Source organism: Rhodococcus sp. NPDC055024 (genome assembly GCF_053608585.1).
In genome coordinates this window covers 910,108-926,464 of the sequence record NZ_JBSGVT010000001.1, presented here as the reverse complement: position 1 = coordinate 926,464, position 16,357 = coordinate 910,108, and the positions used below count along the sequence as shown (strand labels likewise).

Annotated in this window: 19 protein-coding genes; 12 read left to right on the top strand and 7 right to left on the bottom strand. The window is 61.3% G+C overall.

The window, feature by feature from the left end; genetic code table 11:
* Positions 1–61 precede the first annotated feature (61 nt).
* The 4 genes from ACWF6P_RS04245 to ACWF6P_RS04230 are packed head-to-tail and all read left to right on the top strand — an operon-like array spanning position 62 to position 2,034.
* Positions 62–496, top strand: coding sequence for a hypothetical protein (locus tag ACWF6P_RS04245; RefSeq protein ID WP_452620097.1), 435 nt, complete (start codon positions 62–64; stop codon positions 494–496).
* Positions 493–756 (top strand): hypothetical protein, encoded by a 264-nt coding sequence (locus ACWF6P_RS04240; protein WP_452620096.1) that lies wholly within the window; start codon positions 493–495, stop codon positions 754–756. Before ACWF6P_RS04245 ends, ACWF6P_RS04240 begins: the two co-directional genes overlap by 4 nt.
* On the top strand, positions 744–1,388 hold the full coding sequence (locus ACWF6P_RS04235) for a TetR/AcrR family transcriptional regulator (protein ID WP_452620095.1): 645 nt from the start codon (positions 744–746) through the stop codon (positions 1,386–1,388). Before ACWF6P_RS04240 ends, ACWF6P_RS04235 begins: the two co-directional genes overlap by 13 nt.
* Positions 1,389–1,398: 10 nt before the next feature.
* Positions 1,399–2,034, top strand: coding sequence for a DUF5701 family protein (locus ACWF6P_RS04230; protein ID WP_452620094.1), 636 nt, complete (start codon positions 1,399–1,401; stop codon positions 2,032–2,034).
* Here the strand turns inward: ACWF6P_RS04230 and ACWF6P_RS04225 are convergent.
* The gene (locus tag ACWF6P_RS04225; protein ID WP_452620093.1) at positions 2,031–3,464 is read right to left on the bottom strand and encodes an amidase; all 1,434 of its coding nucleotides are present in this window, start codon (positions 3,462–3,464) and stop codon (positions 2,031–2,033) included. The genes ACWF6P_RS04230 and ACWF6P_RS04225 overlap by 4 nt on opposite strands.
* 68 nt (positions 3,465–3,532) lie before the next feature.
* On the opposite strand from ACWF6P_RS04225, the gene ACWF6P_RS04220 reads away from it, so the two are divergent.
* Together ACWF6P_RS04220 and ACWF6P_RS04215 are read left to right on the top strand one after the other, a co-directional pair.
* The gene (locus tag ACWF6P_RS04220) at positions 3,533–4,165 is read left to right on the top strand and encodes a TetR/AcrR family transcriptional regulator (RefSeq protein ID WP_452620092.1); all 633 of its coding nucleotides are present in this window, start codon (positions 3,533–3,535) and stop codon (positions 4,163–4,165) included.
* Between the two features lie 245 nt (positions 4,166–4,410).
* Positions 4,411–5,709, top strand: a complete 1,299-nt coding sequence (locus ACWF6P_RS04215) for a DUF222 domain-containing protein (protein WP_452620091.1) — start codon at positions 4,411–4,413, stop codon at positions 5,707–5,709.
* A gap of 77 nt (positions 5,710–5,786) precedes the next feature.
* On the opposite strand, the gene ACWF6P_RS04210 is transcribed toward ACWF6P_RS04215, so the two are convergent.
* Together ACWF6P_RS04210 and ACWF6P_RS04205 are read right to left on the bottom strand one after the other, a co-directional pair.
* A complete protein-coding gene (locus ACWF6P_RS04210) occupies positions 5,787–6,485 on the bottom strand; it encodes a type 1 glutamine amidotransferase domain-containing protein (RefSeq protein WP_452620090.1) in 699 nt (232 codons plus the stop codon).
* A gap of 183 nt (positions 6,486–6,668) precedes the next feature.
* A complete protein-coding gene (locus ACWF6P_RS04205) occupies positions 6,669–6,839 on the bottom strand; it encodes a hypothetical protein (RefSeq protein ID WP_317555728.1) in 171 nt (56 codons plus the stop codon).
* Positions 6,840–6,992: 153 nt separating this feature from the next.
* Between ACWF6P_RS04205 and ACWF6P_RS04200 the strand changes: the two genes are divergently transcribed.
* Positions 6,993–7,406, top strand: coding sequence for a hypothetical protein (locus ACWF6P_RS04200; RefSeq protein ID WP_452620089.1), 414 nt, complete (start codon positions 6,993–6,995; stop codon positions 7,404–7,406).
* Positions 7,407–7,421: 15 nt separating this feature from the next.
* Here the strand turns inward: ACWF6P_RS04200 and ACWF6P_RS04195 are convergent, their stop codons facing one another.
* The 3 genes from ACWF6P_RS04195 to ACWF6P_RS04185 all read right to left on the bottom strand — a co-directional run bounded on the left by ACWF6P_RS04195 (position 7,422) and on the right by ACWF6P_RS04185 (position 9,883).
* Entirely contained in the window at positions 7,422–8,696 is a 1,275-nt protein-coding gene (locus ACWF6P_RS04195) for an RNA polymerase sigma factor (RefSeq protein WP_452620088.1), read from the bottom strand.
* Positions 8,697–8,699: 3 nt separating this feature from the next.
* Positions 8,700–9,128 (bottom strand): YciI family protein, encoded by a 429-nt coding sequence (locus ACWF6P_RS04190; protein ID WP_452620087.1) that lies wholly within the window; start codon positions 9,126–9,128, stop codon positions 8,700–8,702.
* Between the two features lie 161 nt (positions 9,129–9,289).
* Positions 9,290–9,883, bottom strand: a complete 594-nt coding sequence (locus ACWF6P_RS04185) for a hypothetical protein (RefSeq protein WP_452620086.1) — start codon at positions 9,881–9,883, stop codon at positions 9,290–9,292.
* Positions 9,884–9,976: 93 nt separating this feature from the next.
* Here ACWF6P_RS04185 and ACWF6P_RS04180 point away from each other — a divergent pair, with 93 nt between their 5' ends.
* Both ACWF6P_RS04180 and ACWF6P_RS04175 read left to right on the top strand, forming a co-directional pair.
* Positions 9,977–10,930: an alpha/beta hydrolase gene (locus ACWF6P_RS04180; RefSeq protein ID WP_452620085.1), complete on the top strand. Its 954-nt coding sequence runs from the start codon at positions 9,977–9,979 to the stop codon at positions 10,928–10,930.
* A gap of 27 nt (positions 10,931–10,957) precedes the next feature.
* The gene (locus tag ACWF6P_RS04175) at positions 10,958–12,034 is read left to right on the top strand and encodes a helix-turn-helix domain-containing protein (protein ID WP_452620084.1); all 1,077 of its coding nucleotides are present in this window, start codon (positions 10,958–10,960) and stop codon (positions 12,032–12,034) included.
* Between the two features lie 17 nt (positions 12,035–12,051).
* Here the strand turns inward: ACWF6P_RS04175 and ACWF6P_RS04170 are convergent, their stop codons facing one another.
* Positions 12,052–12,954: a LysR family transcriptional regulator gene (locus tag ACWF6P_RS04170; RefSeq protein ID WP_452620083.1), complete on the bottom strand. Its 903-nt coding sequence runs from the start codon at positions 12,952–12,954 to the stop codon at positions 12,052–12,054.
* A 141-nt stretch (positions 12,955–13,095) separates the two neighbouring features.
* Here ACWF6P_RS04170 and ACWF6P_RS04165 point away from each other — a divergent pair, with 141 nt between their 5' ends.
* Genes ACWF6P_RS04165 through ACWF6P_RS04155 form a run of 3 tightly spaced genes read left to right on the top strand, consistent with a single transcriptional unit; the run spans position 13,096 to position 16,350 of the window.
* On the top strand, positions 13,096–14,511 hold the full coding sequence (locus ACWF6P_RS04165; protein ID WP_452620082.1) for an FAD-binding oxidoreductase: 1,416 nt from the start codon (positions 13,096–13,098) through the stop codon (positions 14,509–14,511).
* Positions 14,512–14,527: 16 nt separating this feature from the next.
* A complete protein-coding gene (locus tag ACWF6P_RS04160; RefSeq protein ID WP_452620081.1) occupies positions 14,528–15,169 on the top strand; it encodes a histidine phosphatase family protein in 642 nt (213 codons plus the stop codon).
* Positions 15,169–16,350 (top strand): winged helix DNA-binding domain-containing protein, encoded by a 1,182-nt coding sequence (locus ACWF6P_RS04155; protein WP_452620080.1) that lies wholly within the window; start codon positions 15,169–15,171, stop codon positions 16,348–16,350. Before ACWF6P_RS04160 ends, ACWF6P_RS04155 begins: the two co-directional genes overlap by 1 nt.
* The last annotated feature ends 7 nt before the right edge of the window (positions 16,351–16,357 follow it).

Genomic DNA, 16,357 nt, shown 5'->3' with positions numbered 1-16,357 from the left:
AATCTCACGATCGCGCACTGCTACGTTATGACGACACCTCGTCATAAAAAGGAGAAGGCCCGTGACAACACCGACGCCCGAAGCGTGGGAGTCCGTGGAAGGACCCCTCACCGGGATTCGGAAAGCCGGTCTCCACGGCTTGCGGTGGACAGCGTGGTTGGCCGGCGCGACAGGGCTCACGCAATTGGTGTCGATCGGGCTGACCTTCACCGACACTGTCCGCGGAATCGTTCCGGCAACGTACCCGCCTGCAGATGTGGCCTGCAGCGTCGTCGCGCTCGTTCTTCTGGTCACCCTGCTTGTCGGCCGACCCAACGGTCCAGCAATGTTGTCTGCTCTCGCCCTCCTCATGGCCATGCTGATGGCGCCGACACTCCACAAACATGCACCCGAGTCGCTCTGGCTGGCGGCGGCACACGCCGTCTCGGTCGTCGCCGTCATCACGCTGTCAGTGATGACTTCGCGGTTCTCCAGTGCCGAGTTGGATCGGTCGTGACACCGGATTCACCCCTCTCGCTTGCGGCCGAGGAATGGATCACTGGCCTGACTGCCGCGGAGATGGAGCGATTGCGGAAACGCACGACGCTCACCCCCGCCGAAGAGCGGGAGGTCAGCCGATCCGTACGCTCGATCGCGCAGCAGATGATGCTCGTACCCGTCTCGATGTGGCAAGGTGATCCACGCCTTGTTGCGGATCTGTTCGACCTCCCCGTGACCGTGAATCAGACCCAGGAGGATCGACCATGCCGAAGCTGACCGGTGGCGCGACAACGGTAGAACACAAGATCGCCACCCGAGAAGCCATGCTGGACGCCTTCATACACGAACTTCACGAGCAGGGCTGGCAGAACGTGAAGCTGCAGACCGTGGCCCAGGCAGCCGGCGTCTCGCGGACAGCGGTATACAACTACTTCCCTGACAAATCTGCGTTACTGCTCGCCTGGTCCACCCGCGAGATGGATAGATTCCTACTCCTGGCCGAGCGTGAACTCGCGGATCGCGAGAATCCTGTCGACCGTATCGAAATCCTCGTCAAACTGACGCTCGTCGAGTTCTCGCTGCAGCGATTCACGGGAATCGCGTTGGTCGAATTGTTGTCCGCGCAGGATCGCGAGCGCTTTCTCAAACGTATTGTCCCGCTGTCGGTTCTGGTCGAACAACTCGTCCGGGAAGGTATCGACGTCGGTGTTTTTGTCGATTCCGATGCTGCCGCGTCCGCGCAACTCATTCTCGCTTGCGTGGAAAGCCGGCGACCGATACTCATGGCCGGCGGCCGAGTGGACGCCGTCGTAGCGACGACCGTCCCGTTCATCATGCGCGCTTTGGGCGTTGCGTGGCCGACTTCCCTCGCCGCCGAACCCGCCGATCGGCCTGCCCACGATCGGTAGGATCGCAGGTATGCACTTCGACCTCCCGCCCATCGATCAGCAGGCCGAGCGATTGATCGAACTCGGCATACACGAGATGGCCGGACTTTCCGCCGGCGACGTCAGGGCGGCCGCAGCCGGACACGGTGATGCGGGACTGCTTACGGTGCACGAAAAACTAGCTCCAGCTTCAGTTCTGACTCCACTGCTCGAGCATAAGAACAAGAGCGGATTCGTTGTCGTCGACATGGCGGATGTTGATTTGTTCGCACCCACCGAGCAGGCAACGCTGCCAGAAAGCGCATTGCATCTGCTCGGTGGAGTCGACCGCGGGGACCACCTCGCCAATTGGAGCCCGGACGAAGCGCTGCCTGCAATCGTCGACGCAGACCGTACGCCGCTGACGCTTACCGAAGGCATCCATTGGTTGTTGCAGCGTCCCGACATTCTCGAACGCGGAAAGTGCTTCATGACCATCGGTTCCCGATTGCGTAAGCCTGACGGATCTTTCGACACCAGAACTCCCGCCGTGTGGATCAGCAACGGAACCGGTCGGGATGGCAAAGACAACCGCAACGCCCCGAAAGTCGGGTGGTGTTGGTGGGGCAACCGCCACACGTGGTTGGGCTTTGCATCGGCGAGCGACCGGGTACCGCTCCCGAACTAGAGCACGGTTGCGCGGTCGAATCGGTACCGATCCTTCCACGGCATCGCGGCCTCGAGCAGTGCAGCGGCAGAGAGCAATTCCGCGTCACACCCCCACTTCGCGGAGATCATCACGCCGAGCGGAACACCGTCTTCCGTCCAACCCAGCGGCAAACTGATCGACGGGAATCCAGTTGCGTTGGCGACGATGGTGTTTCCGGTGAATGCGACCATGTCGATCAGTTCGGTCGCGGGGTCTTCGTCGTTGCGTAGCTCCCCGATCGCCAATGGCGGCTTGGTCACAGTCGGGGTGACGACAAGATCGGCGTCGGCGTAGTCGAGGCTCCATCGCCGCGCCCATGCTTGCACCACACCGATGGCCGCTGCCAGATCGCCGGACGGCACCTCGCTTGCTTGAACTCGCAAGTGCTGCACAATCGGACGGAGAAGGTGTTCGTACTCTTCCGGGATCGGCTTGGTTCCGGCCAAGGATGAGAACATTTTGGTGAAGGCATCAACAAAGACGTCATCGCGGGCTTGCGGTCGCTCGAACACGTTGTGTCCCAGCCCCTCCAGTACAGTACCAACCTTCGATACAGCATCCGAGAGCTGCGGATCCACGGCTCCGCCGGAGACCGATCCATGAGCAAGAGCGACGGTCAAGGGGCGAGCTTGCACTCCCCCAGCCTGTACAACGAACTCTTCGAACGACTTCGGCCGAGGCGGGTGGATAGTGCCTGCGCCAGGTCGTGTTGCCAGAACGTCCAGCAGCGCAGCGGTATCGCGAACTGTCCGGGCGATCGGCCCCTTGCTCGCAAATCCGAAGTTATCGTGCCCTGCCACTCCCATCGTGATCAAACCGCGGCTCGGCTTGAGGCCCACCACACCGCACGCACTCGCCGGAGAACGCAACGACCCTGCCGTGTCACTTCCCTGGGCAAACGGCACCAGACCAGCGCCGACGGCGGCCGCCGCACCACCACTGCTGCCGGCGGCACTTCGTGTGCGATCGAACGGACTGCGAGCGGGCGGAGCAACTTCCGGCTCGGTATAACACGCCGCCCCGAACTCGGGCACTGTGGTCTTTCCGATGTCGATCAGCCCACCTTCGCGGATCGCCTCGACGATCTCGTCGTCGGCATCGGGCACGAAGTCCCGAAACAGCGCCGATCCGAAGGTCGTGCGGATGCCGCGAGTAGCGTCGAGATCCTTGATTGCCGTCGGAACTCCGAACAGGCGCGGAAGCGGTCCGGCGTCCCGCTCGTCCAGCCTGAGCTGGGCTTGTTCGGCCAGTGCAACTGCGTGCTCCCCGGCAATCGTCGTGAACGCGCCCACGTCGTCGGAAGTGGTCACACGGTCGACGAAGTACCTGGTCACCTCGGGAATGGACACCTGCTTGGCGGCGATCACACCGGCAAGTTCGACGGCGGACAGTTGATGGAGATCAGTCATCTGGCAACACTCCTTGTAGGTCGATAGACACTTGTAATTTCGATACGCGTATCGTTATTGTTGTCAGCATGGTATCCGAATCCGCCGGCTCCGCAAGGGCCGGCCGACCAAAAGCATTGAGTCACAGACAGATTCTCGATGCCGCGGCAGAGATTGCCGATACGGACGGCCTGGATGCGGTGTCATTTCGGGTACTCGCCGAGCGACTCGGCATATCGCCGATGTCCGTCCACCGCACAACCGGCGGCATCGACGCCTTGAGGCGAGACCTGATCTCCACCCTCGTAGGCGAAGCGGTCTCGTCGATCGACTGGCCGACCGACTGGCGCGAGGTTGCCCGCACGTTCGCCTACGGACTCCACGATCTCCTGATGCGCCATCCCCTGGTCTTGGAAGCCCATCGACAGGCATCACTGGAAGCACCCGGCGCCGACGACACTGCCCACCGAGTCGTCAGCGCCCTTTCCCTGGCCGGCCTCGAGGACGAACAGGCCACGTACGCGTACGGCGCCCTGCATGATTTTGTAACCGGACACGTCGCAATTCAATTGGGACGCGGAGCTTTCGACAGTGCACCCGCTGATCGACGCGATGCATCGGTCTTCGCACTTCATCACGATCCCGCCCGAAGATTCGAATTCGGAGTCACTCTCATCCTGGACGGTGTGGCGTCGATCGCGCAGCGAGGAAGCGCAACGTGACGCCTCGGGGCGCCGCGAGATACATTGCGACGCAGGATAAAGCTGGTATCTGCGCTGCACATTGCCGGTAGCCAGGCTCCCCGTATGGCCGGCGCAAGGCTCGCGGCAACGGAGCGCTATCCAAGCCACCCAGCGACTCCGCAGTAGTTGTCGACTTGGCTCCACTCATTCGCGGCCTCGAATAATTCCCTCCTGACTCGAACGCATGTTCGAGTATTGTTGTGTGCAGGGGATCGGGGGATTCAATGAGTGTCTTATTGTCGGAAGTGGTTTCGGGTTCTGCGGCGGGGTTACGCGGACGCCTGTGGCGGTTGACCGCTGCTGAGTTACGCGCTGCTGCGGTGTCGGCGAGTGCGGAGATTCTGCGCTTGGAAGCCGTGCGGGTGGCGGTAGTCGACGAACTCTCGATGCGTCCGGACGATCAGGTGATCGCCAGCCGCGGGGTGGGTGCGTGGTTGGCGGCGAACACGATGCTGCAGGTTCGTGACGGTAAGAAGATCGCCGCGTTGGGTGCAGCGCTGCGCGCGTTCCCGGCCGTGGCAGCAGGCTTCGATGTTGGGGATTGCTCGTTCGATCACGCCGTCTTGATCGTGACGTTCTGCGAGTCGCCGCCGAAGGGGATGCCGGAGGAAGCGCTACCGAAGTGCATCGACCTGCTGCTCGCTGCTGCGTCGGGGGTGGAAGCGACGACGACGAAGGTGCGGCACGTCATCGCAACCTTGGAGCGGTTGTTCGAATCCGATGAGATTCCACCTGCCGAAGACGTGGATCGCAATGAGCTCCGCATCGCCTCGACCTTGAACGGTCGGGTGGTGGTGCGCGGTGATTTCGACGCCCTCACCGGCGAAATGCTGCTGTCGGCGTTGTCGAATCTGACGATGCCCACCCCAGCACCCGATGGAACCCCTGATGCCCGGTCCGCAGCAAAGCGGACGGCGGACGGGTTCACCGAACTGATCCGCCGGTATCTGGACTGCGCCAAGACCGGCACCGATGGTGGGCAACGTCCGCATGTGAACGTGCACATCAACGCGCGTGATCTCGCTGAGCATCGGGATTGTGCGGCCGCGCCCTCGAATGGTGAAGAGTCAGTGTCGGATCTCGATGTGGGGCACATGCCGTGGCTGGGACCGTTGTCGGTGTCGCAGACCAGACTCCTCGGGTGCGACTGCTTCCTGTCGACGGTCCTACTGGACGCTCACGGCGCACCGTTGGATGCGAAACCGGGAAAACGGTTGGTCGCCGCTGAACAACGCGTCGCGTTGATCGCCCGAGACAAAGGCTGCGCGTTCCCCGGCTGTTCATGCGTACCGGCGTGGACCGACGCACACCATATCCGGCACTGGGCCAACGGCGGCCCGACAGTGATAAACAACCTTGTCCTGCTGTGCCGTTCACATCACCGATTGATGCACCGCAAAACCGGGTTCGTCGGAAAGTGGGAAATCCGCATCGGTGTCGACAACAAACCGTGGTTCATCCCACCACCCTCGATCGACCCGCAGCGGCACCCGCGTCCGGCGAACACCACCTTCAAAACCTGAGAACAGCTTCTCAGGCACAACAGAATACGGCCCAGCACCGCACCGAGGAGATCTCGATGCGGTGCCAAAAGCCATGCCTAGCCCAAGTCGGCGACGATCCGCTCGGCGAGTGGCTTCGACGACGCCGGGTTCTGACCGGTGTAGAGCTTCCGGTCCACCACGACATAAGGCGACCAGGCATCAGCCTTCGAGAATTTGCCACCCAATTCGCGTAGTCGAGTTTCGAGCAACCACGGAGCCTTGTCCGCCAGACCAGCCTGCGTCTCCTCTTCATTGGTGAACGAGGTCAACTGATAGCCATCGAACAGCCAGCTCCCATCGGATCTCTGGGCCGGCAGGAGTGCCGCCGGTGCGTGACAGACCGCCGAGACCACCTTGTCCGCATCCAAGAAGTTCACGAGAAGCTCGCCGAAGGATGCCGACACCGCAAGATCTTCCATCGGTCCATGTCCACCTGGCACAAAGACCACGTCGTAATCGGCGGCGTTTGCGTTCTCGAGAATCTCCGGCGAATCGAGCACCGGCTTCAGATCGGCGATGTACTTGCGCACACGGTCAGCGCCTTCTTGCCCGCCGTTGACCTCGGGCGCCAGGCTCCCCTCGTCCACAACGGGGGCTTTACCGCCCGGCGTCGCGATCACGATGTCGTAGCCGGCATCGACGAAAACGCGATGCGCCTCGACCAGTTCTTCCGCCCAGTACCCAGTCGGGTGGGCTGTTCCGTCGTTCAGCGTCCAGTGATCTGCAGAAGTGACTGCAAACAACAGCTTTGTCATCGCGCAACCTTTCGTCGTAGTCAGGAACCCGGGGACACGAAACCCCGGAGAACGCTCCCCTGGATGAAACGCACTCACCGGGAGGGAATTCCGCATCGCCGGTTCCAGTGCGACTTCTCACCAACGGGCATGGAATCCGTCATACCCACTTTCCAGCTCGGGCATCTAGGTCGAGCAGCGCGATCAGGCCAAAACGAAGGCCACGGCGAAGAGTGTCCAGGCGGCTGCGAGAACCGTCGACGCGGCGGTAACTACCCCAGTCACCGCTGGTCGAGTACTGCGGTTGCGTGCCGCGATGATTCCGACCGTCATCAAGGTCAGCGCCAACAGGAATGACAGAACCACGATCTTCACCAGCAACCCCTTCGACGTCGGCCAACAAGACCGGAGACTTTTTAGATAGTACACAAATAGATCGTGCATTAATTAAATGGCGCTTTGTCAGGCATGTCTTGACAACATTCAACTAGAACTGTCAGGCTAAACCTGACGAAAGGACAACTTCTTATGGAAGACCTGATCGAGCACGCTCTGACCGCAAAGATCGATGCTGCCGCTATTACTACGGCCAACGCCGCGATCACTGAGGCCGGCGCTCAGGCGGACAAAATTGTCGGTATGGATCCCCTCCCTGGCAGCCCCGAGTGGGAGGCGGAACAAGACACCGATATCCCGGCGCAGCGTCAGATGGCGTGGCAGCTGGCATGTTTCCGGATCCAGCTTGCCGCGGGCATCGATTCGACGGCAAGCGTCATGAGCCTGCGCAGATTCGGCGCAACATGGGCAACCATCGGCCGCGCGGCCGGAATGACCCGACAGTCCGCGCACGAACGATGGGGTCGTCGCGTCTCGGACATGCTCGACCCATACGGAGTCGGAATGCCGCCCATGGTGCCGAATGACGATCCGACTGAGTCCTGACTACAAATCGCGTGACTACTGATCCGGCAGAAGCGCATCTGCTTTCGCGACCAGCACTGCACGCTCACGCTCATTCCCAGCCAGCCGGGCCGCTTCGAGGAGTTCGGTTCGAGCTTCCTTGGATCGGCCGAGTTGACTGAGCAACTCACCCCGAACGCTCGGAAGCAGGTGGTAACCCGCCAATTCACCTGAAGCGACAAGCTTGTCGACGAATTCGAGCGCCGGGGCCGGACCGTATGCCATGGATACCGCCGCCGCATGATTGAGGTCGACCACGGGCGAGGGCGCCACTTGCGCCAAAGCCTCGTAGAGTATGACGATCTTCTTCCAATCGGTGTCATCGAAAGTTGCAGCCCGCGCGTGACATTCCGCTATCGCGGCCTGCAAACCGTACGGGCCGCGGCCGCGCCCGACGGCGTCGGCCCGCTGCAGCGCGGCAAACCCCCGTGCGATCTGAAGGCGATCCCACCGAGTCCGGTCCTGGTCCGCAAGCAGGATGGGCTCACCCGTCGACGTTGTCCTGGCACCGAATCTCGAGGCCGTCAGTTCCATCAATGCGACGAGGCCGTGCACCTCGGATTCCCCCGGGACCAGTTCGGCCAGTATTCGAGCCAGCCGCAGCGCTTCAGCACTCAGATCCGCGCGCATCCACTCGTCCCCGGAACTGGCCGCATAGCCTTCGTTGAACACCAGATACAGCACTCCGAGTACGGCGCCTAACCTTTTCGAAAACTCTTCTCGTCCTGGAACTTCGAATACCGCTTTCGAGGCAGTCAACGTTTTCTTAGCGCGCACTATCCGCTGCTGCACTGTTGCCGTCGGCGTCAGGAATGCTCTGGCAATTTCTTCTGTGGTCAACCCGCCCACTACCCGAAGAGTCAAGGCTACCTGCGCTTTTCGATTCAACACAGGGTGACAGGCAATGAATATCAGCCGAAGAACGTCGTCGTCGATCCGATCCGGATCCCAGCTGACGTCATCGAAGTGCGAAGCGTCGTTCTCGAGTTCACGCGCGAAGTGGGCGTAGCGTTCGTCCAACCTCTCGCGTCGTCGCCACCCGTCAACTGCCCGTCGCGTCGCAACAGACGTCAGCCAGGCAGCTGGATTTCGCGGAACCCCGGTGGCAGGCCACTGCTCGACGGCTTCGAGCAGAGCCTGCGCAGCCAGGTCCTCGGCAAGATCAAGATCCCCGACGGTGCGAGTCAACGTGGCGACGATCTTCGCGGATTCGATACGCCAGACCGCGTCGACAGCCGTTCTCGTTGCTTCTCGCACCGCCTCGTCGGTCATGGTTCAGCCTGCGACCGGACGATCGGTGCCGAGCTCTTCGCGCCAGCCGGCTTCTTTCTGGATGTACTCGTTGTCCTGATCGAAGTCCGACATCTCACTCACGCGGCGCACTTCGAGCTTGCTGCCCGGCCCCAACGGGCAGCGCTTTGCCCATTCCAGGGCTTCATCCTTGGTCGACGTCTGGATGATCCAGAAGCCGGAGAACAACTCCTTCGTCTCCCCGTACGGGCCGTCGGAAACCAGCGGAGGATCGGACTCGAAATCGACGATGAACCCCTCCTCCATGGCCAATCCCTCACCGGCCAACAAGACACCGGCCTTGATCAGGGATTCGTTGTACTGGCCCATCGCGGCAATGATCTCGTTGAAGTCCATGTCCTTGGACGCTTCGATGGCCTCGTCGGTGGAACGCATGATCAGCATGTACTTCATGAGAATCTCCTTCGTTTGTGGGCCGTTCCGTTCGGCCCCTCTGCCTACACGTCGAACGGCGCACCCACCGATCGACACACTTCCGAAAGTTTTTTTCCGAGGACAAAACCGTCGGCCGTGATGCGCTGCTCACGCTATCGGCAGACGGGTCGTCTGGCAGGTCAGAAGTCGAGAAATCCCGCCACAACGTCACGAACGAGGCCGTTCGCGTCAGTGCTCCCGTAGAAATACACCGACCCGTAACCGAATAGGTACTCCTCTACGAACTCGGGTTGCGACTGCGAACCCACCGGCCACCCCTCCTCATTGATCTGGAACAGGAAATTGTGTCCGTCTGACTCGACGGCATTGGCATAGGACGGCTCGTTCTGGATGAGCACGGGTTGCGGAGCGATCAACACCAACGGCATCACCTCGTCATCCGTTGGAGTCTTGATCAACGCCGCGCTCCCCAAGCTCCCATGCCTCCCGACCGATTCCGCACTTCGCGATGACGGCGCATGCGGGACTGCGCGAACCCCGATGTTCGGGTATTCGAGGTCGTCGTCGCTGATAGAGAAGCCGCGACGGATGAAAACGGAAAGCTCTCGCTCACCGAGCCACGCAGCCGTGTGTGCCGCAAGCGTCAGAAGGTATTCGTGCGACTCCAGAATCGGCTGACCATCGAAAACCTGCGGGGGCCGTCCACCGATCCGCGCCCCGATCGCCGAATCGCTCGAATCCACTCCGAGCTGTAGTCTGTCCACCGGCGTCATCCTAGAGATATCCGACAGGCGTCGGATAAAGGCTCCCCAATTCCCTACAAATTACTGATGCCGCGAGCCACTTGCAGGCTCGATGATGAATACATGACGAATTTCCCCACCCTCGACCCCGAATTCGCTGTGGCACTCACAATGCTCCCGAAGGTCGACTTTTCGGACCTCCCCGCCACGAGAACCTCCTACGACGCGCAGGTAGGCGCCTCGCTGGCGGACCTGTCATATGACGGAGTCACGCTTCGCGAAATATCCGTCCCGGGACTCGATGACGATCCAGAGATCACGGTACGTTTCTTCACTCCGGACACCGCAGTAGGTCCAGTCCCGGTTCTTCTCTGGATTCACGGCGGCGGATTCGCCATCGGCACAGCAGAAGGCTCTGATCCTTTCTGCATCGAGGTAGCGCGCGAACTCGGATTCGCCGTTGCCAACGTGGAGTACCGCCTTGCCCCCGAGACTCCCTTTCCCGGCCCCCTCAACGATTGCTACGCCGCGCTCACGTACATACACGCCCATTCAGGAGAACTGGGTATCGATCCCAGTCGCATCGCAGTCGGCGGTCAGAGTGCGGGTGGTGGACTTGCCGCCGGAATAGCACTGAAAGCCCGAGATGAGGGCATCGTCCCCGTCGCGTTTCAATTTCTCGAGGCCCCGGCACTGGACGACCGACTGACATCAACGTCGATGACAAACTTCATCGACACTCCGATATGGCACCGACCCAACGCGATTCAGTCGTGGAAGTTCTACCTCGGCGAGTCGTATACAGGGCCCGAAGACCCGAATGTTTCGGTCTACGCCGTGCCCGCCCGCGCAACCAATCTCAGCAACTTGCCCCCGACCTACGTCTGCACTATGGAACTCGATCCACTTCGCGACGAAGGAATCGAGTACGCCGCTCGTCTACTCCAAGCCGGCGTCAGCGTGGAGCTGCACTCCTTCTCCGGCACCTTTCACGGGTCGGCACTTGTCGCGACTGCAGAGGTCAGCAAACGAGGTGCCGCCGAAGCACTCACCGCGATCCAGAGAGGGTTGCGCTAGCTGGCACGCGTCTCGTAGCGTTGCGAGATGCAAGGACTGATGTACCGGCTTGCCGAGCTCGAAGCAGACTCGGCAGGCCTGGTACGTGTCATCGACTACTTCGACACCCTCGTGCGGCACGGCGCCGACACAGCATCCTTACTACGCGCGAGCGCACAGTTGGCGGACTGCGTTGTGGGCATCGAGATCGTCGAACACGGCAGCAAGAAGAGTTCACGTCGTTGTGATCAGCGCGGCCGATGGTCACCCGAACCTTGTCTCGCCCCCAGCATTACCAGGGAGATTGCGGTCGACGATGACGTTCTCGGGAAGGTATGGATCGAGCGTCCTGGTGCCCACTTGCCGCTCGACGAGATGCTCGTCGACAGAATGGCTCTGACTGCCTCGATAATCCTGCAACCCCGACGCTTGCCTACCGAAGCCGAGCACACTCGAAATCTGTTGTTCCCGATGGATGAACTCGCGGTGCTCACCTCCTGCGCCGGTCTCGGTATCGCACCCCACACCCCAGTCCGTGTAATGGCAACCAAGACAGTCTCAGATATGGTCCACGTCGCTGCACGCCTTGTTATTTCGCACGATTGCACACCTGGCAGAGCCGTTGGGATAGAAGCCGACAGCGAGTATCTGAATCTCGTGACGAGTTCGTTCGCGCCGACAACCGAACTGTCCGAGGCAGCGTTGTCGTCATCCCTCCGCGCCGGAGTATCTTTGGCTGCCGCCGCCTCCGAAGTACACATGATGACCAGCACAGCACGATTCGCTCGCACCCAGACCTCGGCAACCACACCGATCGTGAACGCTGACGGCTTCGGCGCCCTCAACCTCCTGGCGCCGGGATCGCACATCGATCATTCGAAAATCCCGGATTTGGTTCTTGCCAAAGAGATTGGCGATACCAAGCAGGGATCAGAGCTGCTGGGCACCTTGAGGACATATCTACGATCCGGAACATTGAGAGCCACGGCCGATGCCATGCATCTTCATCACAGCAGCGTCGCGCACCGATTGGCAAAGCTATCTCGGTACGTCGGGTTTCACGTCGACACCATCGAGAACCGTGCGCGCGCAACTGCAATGATGCTGGTCCTCGACGCCGGATAAATCCTGCCCCGGATCAGTCACCCTGAAGCGGTTGACGATCTTTCTCGTTCGGCGAGCGCAACGAACGGCGCAAGTGCCGGATTTGGATTATCCAGCCGATAGGTGACAGCAACATCGAGAGTTGGTTGCTCACCATCGATCTCGCACAGATGGATACCCGGAATGCGGAGCATCCGTGCCCGACCCTGCGGGATCGGCGCAATTCCCACTCCGTCCGATACGGCATGTAAAACCTGCTCGTCGTCAGCTTCGGATCGAACGATATTGGGGGTGCTGTTCGGCCAAAGCTGTTCGAGGGTACGCGAATACATCCCCGGAGCGTTTGCCTCGGGCCAGAACACGACGGGGATACCCACCAGATCTCCGAGTTCGAGACTCGCTCGACCCCCGAACGGGTGATCTGCGGGCACCGCAACCAGGATGGGTTCGGTGTCGAGGACGATCAGGGGAAGTTCGCGATCACCGTCTTCCAGTGGCGGCCGCACGACCGCGACGTCGACTGCTCCGTTTCGGACGAGATCAACTGTCTGCGCCGACGTGCCACGATGAACGACGACCTCCACGCCCGGGTAGAGCTTTCGATAGGTGCTGACCAGATCCGCTACTGCGCCGCCGGCCCACGAGCGGGTGTAAGCGATGCGCAGTTCTCCGTCCACGCCGCGCGCAGCCAATCGAATTCGATCGACCGCCCGGTCCGCACACCCGAGCAAAAAGCGCGCCTCTCGTACCGCTACTCGGCCGGCATCAGTGAAGGTGAACTGCGGACCTCGACGATCCACCAAAGGCACTCCGAGTTCGCGCTCGAGAACCTTGATCTGCTGACTGAGCGCCGACTGCGCGACGTGGACGTTCGCGGCGGCGCGAGTGAAGCTGCCATGATCCGAGAGAGCGATCAGATAACGGGCGCGCTGCAGGTTCATACGGCGATTATAAGAAGAACAGATGGTGGTGTCACTACTTGGTCTTGGACATGGCATCACCTGAGGTCGGAGGATCGAGGTCACGCTGCTCTACCGCTTGTCTCCCGAAATATTGTCTCCCGAACGATCACAAGGTTGCACATGAACCCCCGAACACTCGCCGAACCGCGCGAACCCGCAACGGACGCGAGACTCCTCGACGCCGTCGCGGAGATCGTCGGCGAAACGCATGTCCTCACCGATCCCGAACTGATCGAGGGCTACACGCGCGACTGGACGGGACGTTGGATCGGCGACGCGATCGCGATAGTTCGTCCGGTCAACACCGCCGAAGTGTCTGCGGTCCTTCGAGCATGCTTCGATGCGGGGGTACCTGTGACGCCCCAAGGCGGCAACACCGGACTGGTCGGTGGCGGAATCGCCTCGGCCGGGTCCGTGGTGCTGAGTACCAGACGGTTGGAGACGATCGAGTCCGTCGATCCCATCGGCCGGACAATCGCAGCCGGCGCCGGCGTGACCGTTGCCCGCGCCGACCTGGCCGCATCTGCACACGGTCTCCGGTTCGGAATCGATTTGGCATCAAAGGAATCCGCGACACTCGGCGGCATCGTCGCTACCAACGCCGGTGGTACGCGCATGGTCCGATACGGAAACACGCGGGCACAGATCCTCGGTATCGAGGCAGTGCTCGCCGACGGTTCCGTCTTGAGCAGATGGACGCCACTCGTCAAAGACAATGTCGGTTACGACATTCCAGGCCTTCTTGCCGGCAGCGAGGGAACTCTTGCCGTCATCACCAAAGTATTGATGAAGCTGGTCACCCCGGCGACCGACACCCAGGTTGTACTCGCCGGCGTAAGCGACATCGAGCAAGCGTTGCATCTATGTAATCGCGTGCGGCAGAGCGGATTGACCGTCGAAGCCGCCGAGATCATGACTGACGACGGCATCGACCTCGTCTGCGCACACACCGACGCCCGTCGTCCGTTCGGCGCCCCTTCGCCGATGTACACACTCATCGAGGTGTCGTCGCCGCGCGAGACGGAAGAGTCACTCCTGGAAGTTCTCTCCGACTCTGCCGATCTCATCGAGGACGCGACGGTCGAACCTGGACCCGCTCGAAAACTGTGGACCTTGCGGGAGAGTCACACCGAAAGCATCAGCGCTTCGTCGACGACACCGGTTGTAAAGCTGGACATCTCCGTGCCCTTGTCCGTGATGGGCATGTTCATCGGGAACCTTCGAGAGACGTTGGACGAGCGATTCCCCCTCGTGCGGCCAATCTTGTTCGGGCACTTCGCCGACGGAAACATTCATGTGAACCTTCTGGACGCCGATCCAGGGGTCGCGCACGAACTGACCGATACGGTGTTCCAACTCGTCGCCGACCACCACGGAAGCATCAGCGCCGAGCACGGGATAGGTCGCGCGAAGTCTCCGTGGATAACGCTGGGGCGCACGAAGACCGACATCGCTGCGATGCAGTTGATCAAATCGTCCTGGGACCCGCGTGGAATCCTCAATCCTGGAATACTGTTGCCGGAAAAGGTCGGGTAAGCAAAGAGGCGGTCGCGTGCAGGATCTTTACGTCGTCACTCATCCTCATGCCGAACACACAGCGCAGGACGTCGTCGGCGGTTGGCACAATTCGGTTCTCACCCCTGCCGGTCTCCGCGATGCAGAATTGATCGCGGAAGCCCTGAAGCGACGACGCACAGGAAATTCGCGCCCGATCCGCATCACCTCGTCGGACCTCCGTCGTTGCGCCGAGACATCTACGATTATTGCCCGGACACTCGACACTCCGGTGACAACGGATTCACGTTTACGCGAAATCAGCTTCGGAGAAGCCGAAGGACGCCCGAACTCGTGGCTCGCCCAGCGCCAGGTGCCGGCTCCCGACAACAACCGCCTCGATCACCGTGGCCCCGTTGCCGGTGCCGAGACCCGCCGCGACGTCGCATCGAGGGTCGGCGAATGCACCCGCGAACTGATGACCGATCTCGACCACGATCATATTGTCGTAACACACGGCTTTGCACACACATTCGTAGTCTCCGCCTGGCTGCAGATCCCCATCGAAGCCGCAGGGTTTGCAACTTTCGCGACCACACCGGGTGCAATCACTCATCTCCAGCACGACGACTACTGGCGCAATCGAACTCTCGCACAGCTAGCCGATACCTCGCACCTGGACTGTGGCACGATGGCTTGATGCGCCATGTCTCCGACGACGAACGCCGTGCACGCATGGGCGTACGTCATGCGCTGGCGCCCTCGTTCCGTGTCGATTCCCCGGAAGCTGCGACTCGGGCGATGACGGTGCTTCACGCCACCGAGTCAGCGACGGTCTATCTGTCTTGCTGGGCGAGGGTTCGATCCTTGGATGCCGCCGATGTCGACCGCGCCTTGTACGACCAACGCAGTCTCGTCAAGCAATTGGCTATGCGCCGCACGCTTTTCACCTTTTCCCGAGACTTGCTACCGGCCGCGTGGTCGAGTGCATCCGCGCGCGTCGCCAACACCGAGCGCGCCAGAATGTCCAAGGATGTGGTCAAAGCCGGACTCACCCTCGACGGCAACGACTGGCTCGATCGCGCACGGACGGAAGTACTGAAGTTGCTCACCGATAGGCCTGAAGGGCTTTCAGCGGTAGAGATTCGTCAGGCCGTGCCGATGATAGACGTCAAGGTCGAGGGTTCGGCAGGTGAAATCTGGTCGGCACCCAGGGTTCTCACGCACCTCGGGGCGACCGCAGACATCATGCGGGGCACCAACACTGCCCGCTTCCCCGTCTCACGCCCACTGTGGACTCTCACTCGACACTGGCTCGACGACGCCCCCGCCGACCTCGAATCTGGGGAAGGATACCGAGAAATAGTCCGGCGCTGGCTCTACACCTTCGGACCGGGAACGGAAGACGACATCGTCTGGTGGCTGGGCTCGACGAAGACGGTCGTCCGGGCCGCCCTCGCCGAACTCGACGCCGTTGCAGTCTCACTCGACGGTGGCGGCACGGGGTGGTTGCTACCGGATGATGTCGCCGAAGTATCCGATCCGGGGCCCTGGGTGGCGCTCTTACCGGTGCTCGATCCCACGATCATGGGTTGGAAGGACCGCGACTTCTATCTCGGTCCACACCGCAACCAACTCTTCGACACCCGCGGTAACGCCGGCACCACAGCATGGGTCGATGGTCGCGTCGTAGGTTGCTGGATCCAGGACGAAGTGGGTGCGGTGCATGTTCGATTGCTCGAGACCGTGCCGGCATCTGCACGACGCTCTCTCGACGCCGAGGCAGTGCGCCTCACCGAGTGGCTGAGCGGCGTCAAGATCGGCACCGGTTACGTCTCGCCGGCGATGAAAGGTATGACGACTGCACTGGCAATCGGCTGAGCGACAA

Bases quoted from the DNA above. Each gene is read 5' to 3' on its own strand.
- ACWF6P_RS04195 (WP_452620088.1), bottom strand. From the start codon at position 8,696: ATGACCGACGAGGCGGTGCGAGAAGCAACGAGAACGGCTGTCGACGCG.
- ACWF6P_RS04170 (WP_452620083.1), bottom strand. From the start codon at position 12,954: ATGAACCTGCAGCGCGCCCGTTATCTGATCGCTCTCTCGGATCATGGC.
- ACWF6P_RS04190 (WP_452620087.1), bottom strand. From the start codon at position 9,128: ATGAAGTACATGCTGATCATGCGTTCCACCGACGAGGCCATCGAAGCG.
- ACWF6P_RS04155 (WP_452620080.1), top strand. From the start codon at position 15,169: ATGCGCCATGTCTCCGACGACGAACGCCGTGCACGCATGGGCGTACGT.
- ACWF6P_RS04185 (WP_452620086.1), bottom strand. From the start codon at position 9,883: ATGACGCCGGTGGACAGACTACAGCTCGGAGTGGATTCGAGCGATTCG.
- ACWF6P_RS04220 (WP_452620092.1), top strand. From the start codon at position 3,533: ATGGTATCCGAATCCGCCGGCTCCGCAAGGGCCGGCCGACCAAAAGCA.
- ACWF6P_RS04175 (WP_452620084.1), top strand. From the start codon at position 10,958: ATGCAAGGACTGATGTACCGGCTTGCCGAGCTCGAAGCAGACTCGGCA.
- ACWF6P_RS04215 (WP_452620091.1), top strand. From the start codon at position 4,411: ATGAGTGTCTTATTGTCGGAAGTGGTTTCGGGTTCTGCGGCGGGGTTA.
- ACWF6P_RS04165 (WP_452620082.1), top strand. From the start codon at position 13,096: ATGAACCCCCGAACACTCGCCGAACCGCGCGAACCCGCAACGGACGCG.
- ACWF6P_RS04180 (WP_452620085.1), top strand. From the start codon at position 9,977: ATGACGAATTTCCCCACCCTCGACCCCGAATTCGCTGTGGCACTCACA.
- ACWF6P_RS04225 (WP_452620093.1), bottom strand. From the start codon at position 3,464: ATGACTGATCTCCATCAACTGTCCGCCGTCGAACTTGCCGGTGTGATC.
- ACWF6P_RS04230 (WP_452620094.1), top strand. From the start codon at position 1,399: ATGCACTTCGACCTCCCGCCCATCGATCAGCAGGCCGAGCGATTGATC.
- ACWF6P_RS04235 (WP_452620095.1), top strand. From the start codon at position 744: ATGCCGAAGCTGACCGGTGGCGCGACAACGGTAGAACACAAGATCGCC.
- ACWF6P_RS04200 (WP_452620089.1), top strand. From the start codon at position 6,993: ATGGAAGACCTGATCGAGCACGCTCTGACCGCAAAGATCGATGCTGCC.
- ACWF6P_RS04210 (WP_452620090.1), bottom strand. From the start codon at position 6,485: ATGACAAAGCTGTTGTTTGCAGTCACTTCTGCAGATCACTGGACGCTG.